Source organism: Jeongeupia naejangsanensis (assembly GCF_016865585.1).
In the GTDB taxonomy this organism is placed as follows: domain Bacteria; phylum Pseudomonadota; class Gammaproteobacteria; order Burkholderiales; family Chitinibacteraceae; genus Jeongeupia; species Jeongeupia naejangsanensis.
Genome location: NZ_JAESND010000001.1, coordinates 665,348 through 684,371 on the forward strand (window position 1 = coordinate 665,348; position 19,024 = coordinate 684,371).

The following is a 19,024-nucleotide window of genomic DNA, read 5'->3' on the forward strand; positions in this document are numbered from 1 at the left end:
CTATTTCACAGTCAGCGCAAAAACGTCACCGCTTTGCGACTGCACGATCAGTTTGTTATCGAATACGACCGGCTCGGCCGCAATACGCGAGCCGTCGGTCGCCAGTTGGCCAACCAGGCTGCCGTCGTCGGATTTGAGCAAATGGACATAGCCTTCGTAGTCGGCCACGGCCACATAGTCACCGAGCATCTCCGGCGATCCGACCGAGCGCGCAACCAGTTTGTCCTGCTTCCACAGGCTGCGACCACTGTTGCGGTCGTAGCCAAGCACATTGCCGTCAGAGTCGGTCACCGCGAGGACGCGGCCATTGCCGGCGACACCGGCATAGCTTGAAACCTCGCGCGACCAGACCGGCGAGCCGTTCAGCACGTTGAAGCACGAAACCCGGCCCTGATAGGCCGCAGCGCAGACCATATTGCCGTTGACTTCAGGTGCGGAGACCACGTCAGCGATCCGCTCGAGCTCGGTTGCGCCCTTGGGCATCGCCACCGGGCTGTCCCAAAGCACGCGACCGTCCTGCGCACCAAGCGCGACCATGCGCCCGCCCGCCAAACCGGCCAGCGCAATCCCGCCGCGCAGCGTCATCGGCGCGTAGTTGCGCAGGATCAGTGCCGGCATCTGGCGCTGGAACTGCCACTTGAGTGCGCCATCAACCGCGGACAGGCCGCTGATCTTGCCGTCAACGGTCCGCACCAGCACGATGCCATCGGTGATCGCCGGCGGCGAAACGATCTCGCTGCTCAGCTGAGCATGCCACATCGCTTTGCCGTCATAGCTGTAGGTAACGACTTCACCTTTGAGCGTTCCTACCGCAATCAGCCCTTCACCAGCGCCGACACCGCCCGCCAGCGGCTTGTCGAGCTTGACCTGCCACTGGCTCGCACCGTTGGCAAGCGACAGCGCGGTCAGTCGATCCGGTGCGCCGGCAACAATGAGCCGATCACCGGCTTGCGCTGGCTGGAAGCGGAAGCTGGTATCGCCCCCCACCGAGGCATGCCACACCTGGCTCAAACCCGCCTTGTTCTCGACGACAGGCAGCGGCGAAGGCGTCGGCGCGTTGCTGATCGAGCCGCACGCCGCCAACAGCAGCGCCAGCGGTGCCGCGACCAACAACTTAGACTTCATTTGCATCTCAATCTTTTCCCAGCGCTTCGAGTTTGACTTCGACGAACTTCAGATTCGGCGCATCCTTGGGCAGCTTCGACTGCGCATCACGATATGCATCACGCGCGCCGGCCTTGTCGCCCTTCTCCACCAGCACATCGCCGCGAGCCTCGGCAAACAGCGCTGTAAACGCGTCGTCTTCCCGTGCCTGCAGCGTCGCCAGCGCCGCGTCAAACTGCCCGGCATCGAGCTGCAGCGCGGACAGGCGCAGCCGCGCAACATCGCGCAGTGGTGCTTCCTTGGCATTGGAGATCGCCCACTTCAGCTGCGCCTCGGCGTCGGCCGGCTTGCTGGCGTTGACGTCGGCCTTGGCCGCGAGCAGCGATGCGCGCGCTGCGTAAGCGGTCGAGCCGTACTTTTGTTCGATCGACTTCGTGGTCTCGGTCAGTTTGGCCGGGTCACTTTGAAGCTGCGTTTCGGCCTGACTGTAAAGCTCGCCGGCATCGTGCGCTTGCGATGCCTGATGACTCTGCCAACCGGCCCAGCCCCCCCAAGCCGCCAAGCCGGCCACCAAGGCGCCAGCCAGCCATTTGCCCCAGTCGTTCCACCAGGCCTTGAATTCGGCAATCTGTTCTTGTTCTTGCAGGTCAAACGCCATTGCTGTCCCCGTGCGATCTTCAGTCGTTTATTGAATGTCGGCGATTATGCCGCAGCGCTCAGGCGTGCGACCAGTTCGTTCTGCGGCACGACCTGCTGATCGCCTCCGGATTCACCGGTCAGACGCTTGAGATTGGCCGTTGCCGCTGCTGCTTCTTCATCGCCGATGACGACGGCGAAATGCGCACCGCTGGCATCGGCCTTCTTGAATTGCGATTTGAAACTGCCACCGCCGGCGTGCAGCACAACCTTGAGACCGGCCTCGCGCAATTCGCGCGCAACACGGAATGCAGAGCGCGCAGCTGCTTCGCCCGCGTGTACCAGATAGACATCCGGCACCGCACGCGGTGCATCCACGCCCTGGGTTTCAAGCAGCAGGATCAGGCGCTCGATGCCCATTGCAAAACCGACCGCCGGACAAGGCTTGCCGCCAAGTTGTTCGACGAGGCCGTCGTAGCGGCCACCGGCAGCTACAGTTGCCTGCGCACCAAGCTGATCGGTCGTCCACTCGAACACCGAGCGGTTGTAGTAATCGAGCCCGCGTACCAGACGATGGTTCAGTGAGTAGCTCAGACCGGCATCGTCGAGCAGACGGCACAGCCCGGTAAAATGCGCACGGGATTCTTCACCAAGGAATTCGGCCAGCTTGGGCGCGTTTTCGGCCATGTCCTGCAGCGCAGGATTTTTGGTATCGAGTACGCGCAGCGGGTTGGTATACAGCCGGCGCTTGCCATCCTCGTCGAGGATGTCGACGTGCTTTTCCAGATATGCGATCAATGCCTGACGGTGCGCGGCGCGCTCGACCGAGTCGCCGAGCGTATTGAGCTCTAGCTTCAGGCCCGTGAGGCCGAGCCGGCGCCACAGGTCGGCAAGCATCACGATCATCTCGGCATCGACATCCGGGCCGTTGAAGCCGAACGCCTCCACACCGACCTGATGGAACTGGCGATAACGGCCCTTCTGCGGCCGTTCGTGGCGGAACATCGGTCCGGTGTACCACAGGCGTTGGGTCTGGTTGTACAGCATGCCGTGTTCGATGCAGGCGCGCACGCAACCGGCGGTCCCTTCGGGGCGCAAAACCAGCTGTTCGCCGTTGAGGCTGTCCTCGAACGCGTACATTTCCTTTTCGACGATATCGGTATGTTCACCGACGCCCCGCACGAACAGTTGCGTCGCCTCGACGATCGGCGTGCGGATCTGGTTGTAGCCGTAGGCGGCAAGCCAGTCGCGCACCACGGCGTCGAAATGCTGCCAGCGTGCACCTTCCTGCGGCAGGATGTCGTTCATGCCGCGAATGCCTTGAATCGTTTGTGCCATGTTTATCGAATCGGTTGAAGCGGAATGGTTTTGGCGGCCGCAACGGCACGGCGCTTCACACCGCCGTCGCCATAGTTGCTGACCACATAATTTTCGACGATGGCCTGGAACTCCTCGGCCACCTGCTCGCCCTTGAGCGTGACGGTTTTTTCACCGTCGACGTAGACCGGACAGACCGGCACTTCGCCGGTACCGGGCAGGCTGATGCCGATATCGGCCAGCTTGGACTCACCCGGACCGTTGACGACACAGCCCATCACCGCGACCTTCATGTCCTCGACACCGGGGTAGGCTTCGCGCCAGACCGGCATCTGCTCGCGCAGGAAGGACTGGATCTTCTGGGCCAGCTCCTGGAACACCGTCGACGTCGTCCGGCCACACCCGGGGCAGGCGGTGACCAGCGGGGTGAACGCGCGCAGGCCCATCGTCTGCAGCAGCTCCTGCGCGACGATGACTTCCTTGGTCCGGTCGCCGCCCGGTTCGGGCGTCAGCGAGATGCGGATGGTGTCGCCGATGCCTTCCTGCAGCAGCACGGCCAGCGCAGCGCTCGACGCGACAATGCCCTTGCTGCCCATGCCGGCTTCGGTCAGGCCGAGGTGGAGCGGGTAGTCGCAGCGCCCCCCCAGATCGCGGTACACGGCGATCAGGTCCTGCACGTGCGAGACCTTGCACGACAGGATGATCTGGTCCGGGCTCAGGCCCCAGGCGATTGCCTGATCGGCCGATTCCAGTGCCGAGCGGATCAGTGCCTCGCGCATGATGGCCTCGACCGACAGCGGCACGGCGCGCTTGGCATTCTCGTCCATCAGCCGGGTGGCCATGCTCTGGTCGAGCGACCCCCAGTTGACACCGATACGCACGGCCTTTTGGTACTCGATGGCCTTCTCGACCATGAACGCGAATTTTTCGTCGCGCTTGCTGCCCTTGCCGACATTGCCCGGATTGATCCGGTACTTGGCCAGTGCTTCGGCACAGTCCGGATAGTCACGCAGCAGCCGGTCGCCGTTGAAGTGGAAATCCCCCACCAACGGCACCTTGCAGCCCCAGTTCTCCAGCTTGGTCTTGATGTTGCCGACCTGGGCCGCGGCTTCCGGGCTGTTGACGGTGATGCGCACGACTTCGGAGCCGGCGCGCCACAGTTCGAAAATCTGCCGCGCGGTACCTTCGGCATCAGCGGTATCGGTATTGGTCATCGACTGCACGACGACCGGATGGTCGCTGCCAACCATGACATGGCCGACGCGAACCTGGCGGGTCGCGCGGCGGGGAATCAGAATGTCGCTCATCGGGTCTTACTTGAGTTCCAGCGTCGCCACGTCGGACCGGCTGTACTGCGCCAGATCCACGCGTTGGCCACGCAGATAAAGTTGGGTTTTTGGTGCGTTGCCGATCTTGATCCGGTACGGGGCAACACCCCCAAGACTGCGCTCGTCACCGGCCTTGAGGACTTCGGAAATCAGCTTGTTGCCACCGGCATCGATCACCTGAATCCACGAATCCTGTTCGACCACAAGGCGCAATTCGCCATTACCAGCAACGGCCACAGCCGAAGCAGCAGCGCTTGCCGGAGCCGGCGTCACCGCAGCGGCAACCGGCGCGGATGCCACCTCACTGGCAACGTCGCTTGCAACAACGGCATCGGATGCAATCACTTCGACCGGTGCCGACGCTTCCGGCAGGGTCAGAATGGCGGTCGTCACATTCAGCTCGGGCTCGGCCGGCTGCTGCAGATACCAGAACACACCGCCAGCGCCGATGATCAGGCCCGCGATCACGACCAGCGCCAGCTGCAGCGGACGCCCGCGACCACTGCCGATACTGCCGACATTGAACGTTGCCTCTTCGGTCAGATGCGGCAACGATGCCTGCTCGCGCTCGACCGGCAGCTCGGTGGTCAAGCGTGCGACTAGCGGTTCGGGATCGAGGTGCAGCAAACGGGCGTAGTTGCGCACGAAGCCACGAGCGAACGTGTTGCCGGGCAGATCGCCAAAGCGGTCTTCCTCGATCGCAGTAACTTGGCCACGGGTCAGCTTGAGCTGATGCACGACGTCGTCGATCGAAAGGCCAAGCGATTCGCGCTGCTGGCGCAACTGCACGCCGACGCCGGCTTGCGGCTCGGAAGGAGACTCTGGGGGAGTTTGGATCGGCTCGTCTGTCATCGTTATTCGTATTGGCCGGCAGCCAGTTTGGTCGTTTCCAACGAATCGGGGTATTGCTTGCGCAGCTCCTGCGCATAACGGCTGACGCCATCCGCATTGCCAAGACCGCGCTCGATGCGCAGGTTAAGCCAGGTCAGCGCCGCGCCGGGTCGGGTGGTTTTCGTCAGCACCAGCGCATAACGCTTGGCGGCGACAAAATCCTTGGTTTTCAGGCTCAGTTCGGCCAACTGGTAGTTGGCAGGCGCAAAATTCGGCCGGTACTGCAACGCACGCTCGAAGTAACGCTTCGCTGTCGCGTTGTCATCGTTCTTTTGCGCGCACTGACCGGCGTTGAGTGCCGTTTTTTCCGGCGTATCGTACAGCGGGTTGCTCAGGGCCCGGTCGTAATAACCCAGCCCTTCCTGCATCTGGCCGTGCTCGCACAGGAACCAGCCGTAATTGTGGTTGGCGTCCGGGTCATCCGGCGACAGCCGCAAGGCCTCCTGGAAATTCCGTTTTGCCTTGTCGTCGTCCTTGATTTCGGCATAAATCAGACCGAGCATCGTGTAGGCGGGCGAATACTTGCTGTCGGCCTCGATCGCCTTGGTGGCTTCGTCAATGGCCACGGCGTAACGCCCGAGCCGGAAATACTCGGCAGCGAGCTGGGTTCGCACATTGGCACGACGATCCGGCGAGGTGTCGCCATCGGCAGCCAAGGCTGCGCCGCTCGCGAGCAGGATTGCAAACAGCAGTACGAACGAACGCAGACTCATTTCTTCCTCGTTTACGGTCGGAACGTGATCGGCCGGACTTCCCCGGCATGCTTCTCGGCACGACGGGTCTTGTCCTTGACCTGACCGGCCAGCTGGCCGCAGGCGGCGTCGATATCGTCGCCGCGGGTCTTGCGCACGGTCACGATGTAACCGGCGTCGATCACGATATCCCGGAACGCGAGGATAGCATCCCGGCCCGATCGCTTGTAGTCCGCGCCCGGGAACGGGTTCCACGGAATCAGATTGATCTTGCACGGCACGTTGCGCAGCAGCGCGGCCAGCTGGCGCGCATGCTCGGGCTGATCGTTGACGCCGGCAAGCATCACGTATTCGAAAGTGATGAAATCGCGCGGTGCCTTTTCCAGATACCGGTTGCAGGCTGCCAGCAGCTCTTTCAGCGGGTACTTCTTGTTGATCGGTACGATTTCGTCGCGGATCGCGTCATTCGGCGCATGCAGACTGACGGCCAGCGCCACCGGACAGGCATCGCGCAGCCGGTCCATTGCCGGCACGAGACCCGACGTCGACAGCGTGACGCGGCGACGGCTCAGACCGTAGGCATTGTCGTCGAGCATCAAGCGCAAGGCGGCCACGACATTGTCGAAATTGGCCAGTGGCTCACCCATGCCCATCATCACGACGTTCGAAACGACACGCCCGCCCTCTTCCAGCGGCGCACCGATGCGCGCCTGCTCGGCAGAAAGGCGGTTGTTGGCCCACCACAGCTGACCGATGATTTCGCCGGTACTGAGGTTGCGATTGAAACCCTGCTTGGCAGTCGAACAGAAGCCGCAATCGAGGGCACAGCCAACCTGGCTGGAGACACACAGCGTGCCACGATCATCCTCGGGGATGAACACGGTCTCGATACCGTTACCGGTACCGACATCAAGCAGCCACTTGGCGGTGCCGTCCGTGGCGATCTGCTCGGCGAGCAGCCCCGGAATCGTCACCGCCGCGTCGGCGGCAAGCTTGCTGCGGAACGACTTGGCGATGTCGGTCATCTGCTCGAAATCCGCCACGCCGCGCTGATGAACCCACTTGAGCAACTGCTTGGCGCGGAACGGCTTTTCGCCGTACTTCACCATCAGTTCGGCAAGCGCCTGCGCATCGTAATCGAGTAGATTGACCGACATCTCAGTATTCCTTAGCGGCCGTACACTTCGCTCGAAGCGAAGAAGTAGGCGATTTCGATTGCAGCATTTTCAGCCGAATCGGAGCCGTGAACGGCGTTGGCATCGATCGAATCGGCAAAATCGGCACGGATGGTGCCCTTGTCGGCCTGCTTCGGGTCGGTTGCGCCCATCAGTTTACGGTTCTTGAGGATGGCGCCTTCGCCTTCCAGCGCCTGGATCATCACCGGACCGGAGATCATGAACGACACCAGATCGTTGAAGAACGGGCGTGCCTTGTGCACGGCGTAGAAGCCTTCGGCTTCGGCGCGCGACAGGTGCTTCATTTTGGCGGCGACGACCTTGAGGCCGGCCGATTCGAAACGGTCGTAGATCTTGCCGATTACGTTCTTGCCGACTGCGTCGGGCTTCACGATCGACAGGGTGCGTTCAATAGCCATGGGACAAACTCCGGTGGTTTCGTTTAAGAGACAAATGAATTTTGGTCTGGTTTACACTGCGGGCCGAAATCGGCTAGCCTCGAAGGGACTACACCGCTTCCGGCCGTAATCTGCGGCTGGACAGCCAAGTATTATAACAAAATCAAGCCGTTTGGCTTGCACTCCCTTGTCGACCATGAGCGAAACGCCCGAACGGGACGCCGACAGCGGCACCACTCCCGACCCCATCGCCGAACAACGCTCGCGTCAGAAGCTGCACACGCAGCTGTACTGGCGCCTTGGCATTGCCGTTGCGCTGATCGGACTGGTAATCGGCGCCCTGCAACTGCTCGACCGCTCAAAGCAAGCCGCCACCCCGACACCCCAAATCGCATCGCCAAGTCCGATTGCGAGCGCGCCGGCTACCAGCACCGCCTCAGCGGCCGCGATCGAACCGGCGGCAGAGCCGGCGCCATCGGCCGCCAGCATGCCCGCCAGTGCGCCGGAAGCGATCTCCCCGCATGCACCGACCACGGCAATGCCACCCCGCCAGCAGAACGCATCGCAGCAAGCCGCAGCAGAAGCGCCGACGGCACCACGGACCGCCAAACCGGCGCCGGCAGTCGAAGCCCCTGCCCAGGCTGCTGCACAACCATCAGCCAGAACGGCAGTAGTACCCGCAGCGGTAGCCGCACCAGCCGTCATCAGGCGTGCCGATGGCTACACAGTACAAGCAGGGGTGTTCCTGCACTCGGACAACGCCGAGAAACTGCTGCGCAAGCTGCAGGCTGCTGGCGTGCCGGCCTATCTGGAAACCCGGGTCCAGATCGGCCCGTTCAAGACCCGCGCCGAGGCGGATGCAGCCGCACGCAAGCTGCGCCAGCTGGGCATCACCCCGGTCATTGCACCTGCATTGAATCAGGACTGAGAACGACCTGCCGAGCGTGACTCGCCCGGCAGGACTGCACCAACCCTCTAAGCCAGCCAGGCCGGCAGTTGCGCAACCAGCGCCTGCCGCTCCTTGGTCGCCGCCCCCAGCAGCGCGAAACCGACCAAACCGCCTTCGGCCGAGATACAGCGCGCAATCAACCCACCCTCGACGTCTTCGCATTGCCACTCGCCCTCACCGGCAACCGGCGGCGCAACCACGGTCGGGCATGATGGCGTTTTCACCAGCACCGGCATCGCCGGGTAACGCACCGGCGTTGCAGTGCCGGCGAGTGTCGCGGCCAGCGCCCGGGCCTGCTGCATGATCGGCATCACGAACGGCAGGTTCAGACCGGCGACTTCGGCACAATCGCCGACTGCATAGACGTGCGGCACCGACGTCTGCAGCGAGGCAGCAACAACAACGCCCCGCGCCACCGCCAGCCCGGCCGCTTCCGCCAGCGTCGTGCGCGGACGCAGACCGACCGCCGACAGCACCAGATCGGCCGGAACCCGGGCACCACTTTCAAGCACGACTTCGTAGCCTGCGCCGACGCGCTCCACCCGCTGCGCACTGTCGCCACAGCGGAATCCCACACCGGCATCGGTCAGCCTCTCGGCAAGCAAGGCCCCCGCCTGCGGCGGCAAAAGACGCGACAACGGCGCCGCAGCCGGATCGATCACGGTCGGCTTGATTTCGCGTGCCAGCAGGTCATTGGCAAACTCGCAGCCAATCAGGCCGGCACCGAGAATGGCCACCTGCCTTGCACTCTCGAGTCGCTCGGAAAAACGGGCGTAATCGCCGAGATCGTTGACCGACAGCACGTCATCCGCACCATCACCCAGCAAGGGTAGCCGTACCGGATCCGCCCCGAGGGCAAGCACCAGATCACGATACGCCAACACCTCGCCATCAACGAGCGTGACGGTGCGTGCGACCGTATCGATGGCGGCGACTTCGGTATTCGCCCTGATCGTGGCCTTGAGTTCCTCGGCCATTTTGGCGGCCGGCTTCATCACCAGGGTAGCCGGCGTTTTTTTGCCCGCCAGCGCGTTCGACAGCATCGGCTTGGAATAGAAATCCGCAGCATCACGCGCGACGATCACCAGCGGGGTTTCGGCATCGAGCTTGCGCCATTCGCGAGCAAGGTTGTAACCGGCCAAACCGGCACCGACGATTACGACAGGGGCAGTCATCTCAACTCCAGACGGGAAAAGGCCGGACGCAACAGCGCCCGGCCCTGGTTGAATTCAAGGGGATCAGCGGATTTCCGGCTCGGACAACAGGGTCACGGCCGGCAGATCACAGGCCAGCACCGCCTGGCGGACCGCCTCGATCGCCGCGGCGCGCGGAAAATTCTTGCGCCATGCAAGCACGACGCGCCGGGTCGGCACCGGCTCGCTGAACGGGCGAATCGTCAGCAAGGACTCGTCCGCACTCGACACCGAGGTCGCAGGCAACACCGTCACCCCGATACCGCCGGCCACCATATGCCGAATCGTCGTCAGCGACGACCCTTGCAGCGTACGCTGCAGGCTGCCGGCCGGCAGACTCTCTCGGTTAAGGTCCGGGCAGGTCTGCAGCACATGGTCCCGGAAGCAGTTGCCCGGCGACAGCAGCAGCACGTTTTCTTCGGCAAGCTGGTCCGAATCGATCGCGTCCAGCGCTTCCCACGGGTGCCCCTTCGGGGTAGCAACGACGAAGGGTTCGTCGTAGACCGGCAGGGTTGCGATCCCGGCCTCGTGGAACGGTTCGGCGAGAATCGCCACATCGATCTCGCCCTGCTTGAGCATTTCGGCGAGCCGGCTGGTGTAGTTTTCTTCCAGCAGAATCTGCATTTGCGGCGCGCGCTCGCGCAGATCGGGAATCAGGTGCGGCAGCAGATAGGGGCTGATCGTATAGATGATGCCGAGTCGCAATGGTCCGGCCAGCGGGTCCTTGCCCTGCTCGGCCAGCTGCTTGATGACCTGCACTTCTTCGAGCACGCGCTGCGCCTGCTCGACGATGCGCTCGCCATTCGGCGTCAGCGTCACTTCGCCAGCCGCGCGCTCAAACAGCGTCACACCCAGCTCGTCCTCCAGCTTCTTCACCGCCACCGACAGCGTCGGCTGCGACACGAAGCAGCTCGCAGCCGCGCGGCCGAAATGGCGTTCGCGCGCGACCGCAACGATGTAACGGAACTCGGTCAGTGTCATCGCCAGCGTCTCCGGCCGATCTCGGCACAGCGCGCGGAACACAGGCCGACGGTCACGGCAATCAGTCCGAGGCAGGTCAGCAGCACCCAGGCCGGCATCGTCACGCCGAACAGCTTGAAATCGATCGCCGAACAATCACCGACCGGCCGGATCAGCGTACCGACCCAGGCCGGCGCCTGATTCAGGTCGATCGGGAACGGCAGGCTGGCCGCGCAGACCACGCTCGGATCCACCGGCCCGTACTGAAGCCGCAGGTTCCAGATCGCAGCCATCGCCCCGGCCGAGGCAGCCAGAATGATCAGGCCGCCCAAGAGCTTGACCCCACCCTTGCTGTTGGGTTGCCAGACAGCCGCCAGCAATGCCAGCAAGCCGACGATGATGATCGCCAACCGCTGGTAAACGCACATCAGGCACGGCATCACCCAGTTGTAAATCTGGTGATACAGCGCGAAGCCGATCATCCCCGCGCAGGCGATGAAAATCAGCAGAAATCCGGTGCGCCAATAGCGCAGCGCCAAGCTCATAGTCGTTACTCCATCCCGATTGTTTTTATCAATCGGGAACGATTGTAACCTGCACGGCTTACGCTGCGTCAGTCCCCGTCATTGATTGTCGGTGTTGTAATCACACTCGCCGCAAGCTTGCGCTTTCGGTATAATCTGCTTTTGCGTGCAAAGGATTTCGACCACCATGCGCATCGTTCAGAAAGCTCTCACTTTCGACGACGTCCTCCTCGTCCCGGCTCACTCCACCGTGATGCCGCGCGATGTCAGTCTCTCGACCCAGCTCACCCGCAACATCCGCCTGAATCTGCCGCTGCTGTCCGCCGCCATGGACACCGTGACCGAATCGCGCCTTGCCATTGCCATGGCACAGGAAGGCGGCATGGGGATCGTGCACAAGAACATGACGCCCAAAGCGCAGGCGCTCGAAGTCTCCAAGGTCAAGCGTTACGAATCGGGCATCGTCAAGGACCCGGTCACCGTCCGCCCGGACATGCTGGTCCGCGACGTACTCGCGCTGACCCGCCAGCACAAGATTTCCGGCCTGCCGGTGCTCGACGCACAGGGTCAGGTCGTCGGCATCGTCACCAACCGCGACATCCGTTTCGAGTCGCGTCTCGACGTGCCGGTCAGCTCGATCATGACCCCGAAAGAGCGGCTGATCACCGTCAAGGAAGGCGCCAGCATCGACGAAGCGCGCAGCCTGATGCACGAACACCGCCTCGAGCGCGTGCTGGTCGTCGACAGCAGCTTCAAGCTCAAGGGCCTGATCACCGTCAAGGACATCATCAAGACCAGCGAGCACCCGCTCGCCGCCAAGGACGAACAGGGCCGCCTGCGCGTTGGCGCAGCGGTTGGCGTGGGCGAAGGCACCGACGAGCGCGTCGCACTGCTGGCCGAAGCCGGCGTCGACGTCATCGTCGTCGACACCGCCCACGGCCACAGCCAGGGCGTGATCGACCGCGTTCGCTGGGTCAAGCAGAACTTCCCGCACATCCAGGTCATCGGCGGCAACATCGCCACCGCCGCCGCCGCACTCGCACTGGTGGAAGCCGGCGCCGACGCGGTCAAGGTCGGTATCGGCCCGGGCTCGATCTGCACCACGCGGATCGTCGCCGGTGTCGGCGTGCCGCAAATCTCGGCTGTTGCCAATGTCGCCGAAGCACTCGCCAAACACGGCATTCCGCTGATCGCCGACGGCGGCATCCGATTCTCGGGCGACATCTCCAAAGCCATCGCCGCCGGCGCCAGCTGCGTGATGCTCGGCGGCCTGTTCGCCGGCACCGAAGAAGCCCCGGGTGAAGTCGAGCTGTACCAGGGTCGCAGCTACAAGAGCTATCGCGGCATGGGTTCGCTCGGTGCCATGGCCGGCAGCAACGGCTCATCCGACCGCTACTTCCAGGACAACGTCAACAATGCCGACAAGCTGGTCCCGGAAGGCATCGAAGGTCGCGTACCGTACAAGGGCCCGCTGACCGCCATCGTCCACCAGCTGATGGGTGGCCTGCGCTCGTCGATGGGTTACCTCGGCTGCGCAACGATCGACGATGTCCACGCCAAGGCCGAGTTTGTCGAGATCACCGCCTCGGGCATCCGCGAATCGCACGTGCATGACGTACAGATCACCAAGGAAGCGCCGAACTACCGGATGGAGTAAGAATCACCGTCCAGCGCCGTCCAGGCGCATCCGGAAAGCCTCAAAAAACCCCGCACCGTCAATCGGTTGCGGGGTTTTTTATCGCCCAGCCCCGTCCTGCAACATTCAACCGAAGCCACAAGAAACTCCCACCGTTTTTCCCGTCGATTTAAAACGCCACCGATCACCTTGAGAAAACGGTGGAACTCATGGCGCTAGGCTAACAAGCCCATCGTTTCGGGGGCTTGGGTAAGTTCGGTAGCTGGTGCGTGCTTTGCTTGCTTCTTCAGTGGCTGCTTTGCACGACGGTCCACAAAAACTTGATCAGGGCTTTATCACCCGTACCGCGGTGCACGTGGTGCCAGTTGGTATTTGTTCAGTAGTTAAAGACTTCTTCATCGCCACCTCCTCTACCCACTATTCGAGAAATGGCGTTTGCCAAATGCTGTGTGGACCTGAAATCAGAGCACAGCTCAGATCTCTTCAGCGGCAACCAACCAAAAATTCAGCGCCAGTGGTTTGGCAAAAACCTCGACGATCTGCTTCTGACTGGCGTGTATGCGATCGCCAGGTGCCTTGACTTCGACAAAGCGAAGCTCGGAATCGCGCCACATAGTGATGTCTGGCCAACCTCGCCGATACTCGTACGGATTCTGGGCAAACCGGCTGGCAATCGCATGCAGGAGCGGGATACCGGCAACGTCGAGCAGTGCTTCGAACATCCATGCTTCCAGCTCCGGGAAGTAATCGAGCATCGACGATCGCTGCGTAAAGTCATACCCGTCGATTCGGTATGTGGCGGGCTCGCGTGAAGCCATTCTTGTGAAGTTGCCGAGGACCTGCTTGCGATCCGCGTTTGCGAGACATGCCAGCAGTTGGGCAACCTCGAAACGATCTTCGTCGAATGAAACGTTCTGCGCATAGAGCGCTTCGACATAGGTCGACCTGTTCCGAACCGCAACCTCGGTAAATGACATCGCCTTGATCAGGTTCAGCAGCAGCCCGCCTTCGCCTGCATAGCCTCTCCAGCCATCCGCCTCATAGGCGCCCAGCACGGCTTTCTCTACCGAGGTATCGATACCGGTTTGCGGATGTCGCCATGCTTTTGGCGAGCTGCCACGCTCCAGCCGGACACAAGTGGAATGCACACCAAGTTTGGCAGCAGCGATTGACAGCGATTTTGCGTTCATCACTGCATCGTACCCATGCAGCTCCCCCTCAACAAAGCGCCGGTTTGGCGCCCACTTCCGATCCAAGGCGATTTGGGCAATCAGGAGATTCACGTTTTGCCAAGTGTCTACTTGGCCATAAGGAGGCAAAACACCGAGCAACAAGCTGCTTTGAAAAGTAGCGCGTCCGGTACGTAGTGTCCCGGCTCGGGGTGGCATTCCCCCCTCGAACCGCCCTTGGGGCTAATGACGCCTAGATCGTTCTGGAGGTCCGATTTGAGCGTGCGTCAATGACCGCCTGCCGAGAGCCTCGGGCGCAGTAAAGTCGGGGGCCTTCGTCAGGCGCTACCAATGCAAAGTGATAGCGCCTGATGCGGGAGCGCTATTGCGGGGCGAGTTGCGGATTACCTTCCAGCGGTACCGGCTCGCTCAAGTGCCCGCTGGTCGTCTGCCCCAGGACCTGCCGAGTCAGCTCCGCCGGGCGGCAAACGTCCTGACTGTTGCAGGCCCACAAGCTGATCCAGGCCGTGCCCGGCAGCTTCGTCGTGGGGAACTTGCCGTAACCGGTCCAGTACGCGCCGCCTTGGCAGCCCGGTATGCCAAAGCAGTCCTGATACAAAATGGGGAACTGTCCGATGCGTCCCAAGGCAGTACCTTGTTCACGGACCTCGAGATAAGCCGGTTTGCCGCTGAGTGCGCCGTTGACGCTTTGTACCGTGACGGTCAGCTCGCCGCCACTCCATCCCAGGCGGGCACTGTAGCGACTTGGCAGTGCGATTTGCCGGGGAAGTGGATCTGCCGTCTGAAGCCATGCACCCCATTCGTTACTGCCCGGCTGCTCGCCCAAGCTCCACCAGCGGGCCTGCCAGACCTTGCCGCTGAAAATCGCCTTCTCCCCAGTCTGATACGGACGGGTTGACGACCAGAGCACAACCTCGCCTGCAATGACGCTTTGCCAGACACCACTGGTGTTGACGCCGGGCTCTTCGCCCTGCGTCCACCATTGCGCCTGATAAGTGACGCCACCGTGACTGGTTCGCTCGCCCTGCTGGTAGGTGGCGGCTGCATTCCAGGCCGGAGCGGACGGACCGGCAGTCGTTGGCAAATCCGCCTGCACCATTTGCTCGTCCATGAGCGCATGCACAACCGCATTCGACTGGTAGTTGAAAACGCGATAGGCAATCCCGAGCTCGACCGGCATCGGGCAAAGGTAATCGATTCCGGCATCGGTCAGCGGCCGGCGCAACGGCAATTTCGCGTCATCACCAACGCGCTGCGGAACAACATTGCCCGCCCAAGAGTTGGAAAATGCATCCGGAGGCGGCGGGACGCATGTGGCATGTGCGGACATCGCCGCAAGAAACGTTGCAGCGCCGAGCAAGGCAAACTTCATGATGTTGTCTCCAGCTTTTGTTATGTGCACGTCATGTGCCGGAGCAATATGGCAAGCCGAAGGAAGGCCAACAAGCGAGCTGGTCGGAGACATACGGTCGCGGCCGGATACTGCGGCAAAGGATTGCGGGAGTGCTTCTGCCCCCTTTTGAATCTGGACGGTTTCTCGGCTCGCAACCGGAAGCGCTCACTTCGAACCCGTGAGCAGCGCCGTTTCCCAGAAAGACGAGACCAGCAGGCTGTCGCGACGCTCGCGCAAACAGTAGACGAAGGTTTCGGTGTAGACCGGGTCGCCCTCGATGCGCACCGGCCGGATCTGCGGGTGGGCGATGAACTCCGCCTCCGACACGGTGCCCAGCCCCAGCCCGCGGATCACCGCTTCACGCAAGGCCTCGCGGCTGCCGATTTCCATAGCGACCTGCAGCTGCACGCCGGCCTCGCGCAATGCGCGCTCGAGTGCATCACGGGTCGTCGATCCTGCCTCACGCACCAACAGCGGTTGCCGGTGCAGTTCGGCCAAGCGCACGCTGTCGCGCCGGGCAAACGGGTGATCGACGTGGGCGAACAGAATGAGCGGGTGGCGCGCGTAGCACATGTGGGCCCAGCGCCCGTCATCGTGCTGCCCAGCCAGCACAGCAACGTCGGTGACATAGTTTTCCAGATCGGCCAACACAGCGGCCGAGTTGCCGATACGGATTGAGACGTCGACGCCCGGATAACTGCGACGGTAAGCGTCGACCATCTCGATGACGTGAAACGGGCCAACCGCGCCAAGCCGGAGCTGGCCGCGAACAAGCTGCCCCGAATCGTGCAACAGGTTGTAGGCCTCGGTCTCCAGCGCGGAAAGCTGTTGCGCCAGCGGCAGCAACTGTTGCCCGACCGTGCTGAGCATCTGCGAGCGCCCGCGCCGCACGAACAACTCAACCCCATGCTGTCGTTCCAGCGCCTGAACCTGTGCAGTCAGCGTCGGCTGGCTCAGCCCCAGCGCACGGGCACCGGCGCTGAAACTGCCATGCCGTGCCACCGCAAGAAAGGCACGCAGTCGGGCGGTGCTCATCTATAGATTCCCTCTATGTTTTCGTATCGAAACACATGTTGAATCAAGCAGATGACTGTCACATGACGTCGATAAAGTCGCGGCACTTTCACCCTAACCGGAATTGCCATGAAGCGTCTGACCGTCGTACATCGTGCCGTCCTGACCGCCCTGCTGCCGCTCTTTGCTTGTGCCACCGGCTTTGCCGCACCGGCCACGCTGAATGTCGGCCTGATCCCGTCCGAGGACGCGCAGGCGATGATCGAAAGCAGCAAGCAGGTGCTCGAACAACTGCAGCAGCAGACCGGCCTGACCATCAAGCCCTTCGTTGCGACCGACTACAACGGCATCATCGAAGCGCTGCGCTCGAAGAAGCTCGACATCGCCTACCTCGGCCCGTTCTCGTACGTGCTGGCCAACCAGGTCGCCGGGGTCGAGGCGTTCTCGGTGGCAGTGACCAGGAAAACCGGCAAGAGCGCCTACAAGAGCCTGATCATCACCCGCAAGGATGCCGGCATCGACAGCGTGCCGCAGCTCAAGGGCCACACCTTCGCCTTCGTCGATCCGAGTTCGGCCTCGGGCCACCTGTTCCCGAAGGCCGGACTGCAGCAGGCCGGCTACGACACCGACAAGCTGTTCTCGCGGACGATCTTCTCGGGCTCGCACGACGCCAGCATCCTCGCCGTCGCCAACAAGAAGGTTGACGCAGCGGCCGTGGCCGACCGCATCTTCGCCTCGGCCATCGCCAAAGGCGTGGTGCAACAGGACGACTTCAAGGTGGTCTGGACCTCGCGGCCGATTCCGGAATCGCCGATGGTGTGGCGCAAGGACCTCGACCCGGCGCTGAAGGACAAACTGAGCAAGGCCTTCGCCAACATCAGGGACCTGCCCTGGGGCGACCAGGGCATGCTCGACGGCTTCCAGACCACCAACGACGGCGCGTACGACGTGGTGCGCGATACCGCCAAGGTGCTGAACCTCGATCTGCGGAAAATGAAATGATCCGCATCCGTCAGCTTCAGAAGTCCTACGGCGCCAACCCGGTGCTGCGCGGCATCGACCTCGACGTGGCCGCCGGCGAGTTCCTCGTCGTGCTAGGCCAGTCGGGTGCCGGCAAGTCGACCATGCTGCGCTGCCTGAACCGGCTGGTCAGTGCCGACAGCGGCGAGCTGCACGTCGCCGGGCTCGACGCGACCCGCCCCGGACAGACCCGGGCATTGCGCCGCCAGGTGGCGATGATTTTCCAGCATCACCATCTGGTACCGCGGCTGTCGGTGCTGAAGAACGTGCTGACCGGCCGGCTAGGTCATCTTCCGACCTGGAGTTCGGTGCTGCAGCTGTTCGGCAACGACGACATCGCGCTCGCGCAGTTGTGCTTGGAGCACGTCGGCCTCGCCAACAAGGCGTCGGCCCGAGCCGACACGCTGTCGGGCGGACAGATGCAGCGTGTCGGCATTGCCCGCGCACTGGCACAGTCGCCGCGGGTGATCCTTGCAGACGAGCCGGTCGCCAGCCTCGATCCGCAAAGCGCACGCATGGTGCTGCAGTGCCTGCGCGACGCGACCCGCGCGCTCGGTATCACCGTGGTCTGCAACCTGCATCAGGTCGACTACGCCCGCGAGTTCGGTGACCGCATCGTCGGGCTGACGCACGGCCGGCTCGTTTACGACAGCCGCAACGGTGCCCTGACCGACGCGGACCTGCAGCGCATTTACCCGAAAACGGATGCCACGGGGCCGGCCCCGCACGAGGATGCGCCGGCCCCGATCTACGGCAGACTGCTGGAGGTCGCGCCATGAACCGTTACCAATGGCTGGTCTGGATGCCGCGCAGCAACGCCGGCTGGCTCGGCGTGTTCGCCGCCGCTCTGCTGGGCGGCTACGCGCTGCACTGGAGCGCGCAAGGGGCGCAGATGAGCTGGCAGGACCTGCTGGCCGGGCTGCCGCAGATCGCCGATTTCATCAGCCGCACCATTCCACCCGATCTCGACGTACTTTCGCGACTGGTCACCCCGGCGCTGGAAACCATCCAGATCGCACTGTGGGGCACGCTGCTGGCCGCGCTGATTGCGGCACCGCTGTCGCTGCTGGCCGCCGGCAACCTGCACATGCCGTGGCCGCTGTATCAGGGCGCGCGGCAGCTGTTCAACCTGATCCGCAGCGTGAACGAGCTGATCCTGGCGTTGATCTTCGTCTCGGCAGTCGGCCTCGGCCCCTTCCCCGGCGTGCTGGCGCTGGCGCTGCACGGCGTCGGCATGCTCGGCAAGTTCTTTGCCGAAAGCATCGAGGAAATCGACGCCGGTCCGATCGAGGCCTTGCAGGCCACCGGCGCGCGGCCGCTGCAGGTCATCGTGTTCGGCGTGCTGCCGCAGGTGCTGACGGCGTGGATCGCCGTGGTGCTGTACCGCTTCGAGGTCAACCTGCGTTCGGCCACGGTGCTGGGCATGGTCGGCGCCGGCGGGCTGGGCTTCGAGCTGCTGAGCAGTCTCAAGCTGTTCAAGTATCAGGAATCGGCGACCTGCATCATCGTGATCGCGGTGATGGTGATCGCGGCCGACCTGCTCTCTTCGCGGCTGCGCCGCTTCATCCAGCAAGGGGCGCGGACGTGAGCGGCTCCGGCATTTT

At 62.9% G+C, this 19,024-nt stretch carries 19 protein-coding genes; 5 read left to right on the plus strand and 14 right to left on the minus strand.

The window, feature by feature from the left end; translation table 11 throughout:
- The 8 genes from bamB to ndk are packed head-to-tail and all read right to left on the minus strand — an operon-like array spanning position 1 to position 7,562.
- Entirely contained in the window at positions 1-1,125 is a 1,125-nt protein-coding gene (gene bamB / locus JMJ54_RS03265; protein WP_203536503.1) for an outer membrane protein assembly factor BamB, read from the minus strand.
- Between the two features lie 7 nt (positions 1,126-1,132).
- The gene (locus JMJ54_RS03270; protein WP_203536504.1) at positions 1,133-1,762 is read right to left on the minus strand and encodes a YfgM family protein; all 630 of its coding nucleotides are present in this window, start codon (positions 1,760-1,762) and stop codon (positions 1,133-1,135) included.
- A 44-nt stretch (positions 1,763-1,806) separates the two neighbouring features.
- The gene (hisS, locus tag JMJ54_RS03275; RefSeq protein WP_203536505.1) at positions 1,807-3,078 is read right to left on the minus strand and encodes a histidine--tRNA ligase; all 1,272 of its coding nucleotides are present in this window, start codon (positions 3,076-3,078) and stop codon (positions 1,807-1,809) included.
- 2 nt (positions 3,079-3,080) lie between these two features.
- The gene (ispG, locus tag JMJ54_RS03280; protein ID WP_189460257.1) at positions 3,081-4,364 is read right to left on the minus strand and encodes a flavodoxin-dependent (E)-4-hydroxy-3-methylbut-2-enyl-diphosphate synthase; all 1,284 of its coding nucleotides are present in this window, start codon (positions 4,362-4,364) and stop codon (positions 3,081-3,083) included.
- 6 nt (positions 4,365-4,370) lie between these two features.
- A complete protein-coding gene (locus tag JMJ54_RS03285; RefSeq protein ID WP_203536506.1) occupies positions 4,371-5,237 on the minus strand; it encodes a helix-turn-helix domain-containing protein in 867 nt (288 codons plus the stop codon).
- A 2-nt stretch (positions 5,238-5,239) separates the two neighbouring features.
- Positions 5,240-5,989 carry a type IV pilus biogenesis/stability protein PilW gene (gene pilW, locus JMJ54_RS03290; RefSeq protein WP_203536507.1) on the minus strand — a complete coding sequence of 250 codons (750 nt, stop codon included), beginning with the start codon at positions 5,987-5,989 and terminating at the stop codon, positions 5,240-5,242.
- A gap of 11 nt (positions 5,990-6,000) precedes the next feature.
- Positions 6,001-7,125, minus strand: a complete 1,125-nt coding sequence (gene rlmN, locus JMJ54_RS03295) for a dual-specificity RNA methyltransferase RlmN (protein WP_203536508.1) — start codon at positions 7,123-7,125, stop codon at positions 6,001-6,003.
- Between the two features lie 11 nt (positions 7,126-7,136).
- Entirely contained in the window at positions 7,137-7,562 is a 426-nt protein-coding gene (gene ndk / locus JMJ54_RS03300) for a nucleoside-diphosphate kinase (protein ID WP_203536509.1), read from the minus strand.
- A gap of 175 nt (positions 7,563-7,737) precedes the next feature.
- Between ndk and JMJ54_RS03305 the strand changes: the two genes are divergently transcribed.
- Positions 7,738-8,469 carry an SPOR domain-containing protein gene (locus JMJ54_RS03305; RefSeq protein WP_203536510.1) on the plus strand — a complete coding sequence of 244 codons (732 nt, stop codon included), beginning with the start codon at positions 7,738-7,740 and terminating at the stop codon, positions 8,467-8,469.
- A gap of 47 nt (positions 8,470-8,516) precedes the next feature.
- Here JMJ54_RS03305 and JMJ54_RS03310 read toward each other — a convergent pair whose 3' ends face one another.
- The 3 genes from JMJ54_RS03310 to JMJ54_RS03320 all read right to left on the minus strand — a co-directional run bounded on the left by JMJ54_RS03310 (position 8,517) and on the right by JMJ54_RS03320 (position 11,188).
- Positions 8,517-9,665: an NAD(P)/FAD-dependent oxidoreductase gene (locus JMJ54_RS03310; RefSeq protein WP_203536511.1), complete on the minus strand. Its 1,149-nt coding sequence runs from the start codon at positions 9,663-9,665 to the stop codon at positions 8,517-8,519.
- 63 nt (positions 9,666-9,728) lie between these two features.
- Positions 9,729-10,664 carry a LysR substrate-binding domain-containing protein gene (locus JMJ54_RS03315; protein WP_203536512.1) on the minus strand — a complete coding sequence of 312 codons (936 nt, stop codon included), beginning with the start codon at positions 10,662-10,664 and terminating at the stop codon, positions 9,729-9,731.
- A complete protein-coding gene (locus JMJ54_RS03320) occupies positions 10,661-11,188 on the minus strand; it encodes a disulfide bond formation protein B (protein ID WP_203536513.1) in 528 nt (175 codons plus the stop codon). Before JMJ54_RS03320 ends, JMJ54_RS03315 begins: the two co-directional genes overlap by 4 nt.
- 166 nt (positions 11,189-11,354) lie before the next feature.
- On the opposite strand from JMJ54_RS03320, the gene guaB reads away from it, so the two are divergent.
- Complete coding sequence (gene guaB, locus JMJ54_RS03325) at positions 11,355-12,824, plus strand: IMP dehydrogenase (RefSeq protein WP_203536514.1); 1,470 nt, start codon at positions 11,355-11,357, stop codon at positions 12,822-12,824.
- A 452-nt stretch (positions 12,825-13,276) separates the two neighbouring features.
- Here guaB and JMJ54_RS03330 read toward each other — a convergent pair whose 3' ends face one another.
- The 3 genes from JMJ54_RS03330 to JMJ54_RS03340 form a co-directional block, all read right to left on the minus strand.
- Positions 13,277-14,086 carry a VRR-NUC domain-containing protein gene (locus JMJ54_RS03330; protein WP_203536515.1) on the minus strand — a complete coding sequence of 270 codons (810 nt, stop codon included), beginning with the start codon at positions 14,084-14,086 and terminating at the stop codon, positions 13,277-13,279.
- 268 nt (positions 14,087-14,354) lie between these two features.
- A complete protein-coding gene (locus tag JMJ54_RS19355) occupies positions 14,355-15,365 on the minus strand; it encodes a carbohydrate-binding protein (RefSeq protein WP_275411031.1) in 1,011 nt (336 codons plus the stop codon).
- A gap of 186 nt (positions 15,366-15,551) precedes the next feature.
- Positions 15,552-16,421, minus strand: a complete 870-nt coding sequence (locus JMJ54_RS03340) for a LysR substrate-binding domain-containing protein (protein ID WP_203536517.1) — start codon at positions 16,419-16,421, stop codon at positions 15,552-15,554.
- 108 nt (positions 16,422-16,529) lie between these two features.
- On the opposite strand from JMJ54_RS03340, the gene phnD reads away from it, so the two are divergent.
- Genes phnD through phnE form a run of 3 tightly spaced genes read left to right on the plus strand, consistent with a single transcriptional unit; the run spans position 16,530 to position 19,008 of the window.
- Positions 16,530-17,402, plus strand: a complete 873-nt coding sequence (gene phnD, locus JMJ54_RS03345; protein WP_203536518.1) for a phosphonate ABC transporter substrate-binding protein — start codon at positions 16,530-16,532, stop codon at positions 17,400-17,402.
- Positions 17,399-18,199: a phosphonate ABC transporter ATP-binding protein gene (gene phnC, locus JMJ54_RS03350; protein WP_203536519.1), complete on the plus strand. Its 801-nt coding sequence runs from the start codon at positions 17,399-17,401 to the stop codon at positions 18,197-18,199. The genes phnD and phnC overlap by 4 nt, the downstream gene beginning before the upstream one ends.
- A complete protein-coding gene (gene phnE / locus JMJ54_RS03355; protein WP_203536520.1) occupies positions 18,196-19,008 on the plus strand; it encodes a phosphonate ABC transporter, permease protein PhnE in 813 nt (270 codons plus the stop codon). Before phnC ends, phnE begins: the two co-directional genes overlap by 4 nt.
- The last annotated feature ends 16 nt before the right edge of the window (positions 19,009-19,024 follow it).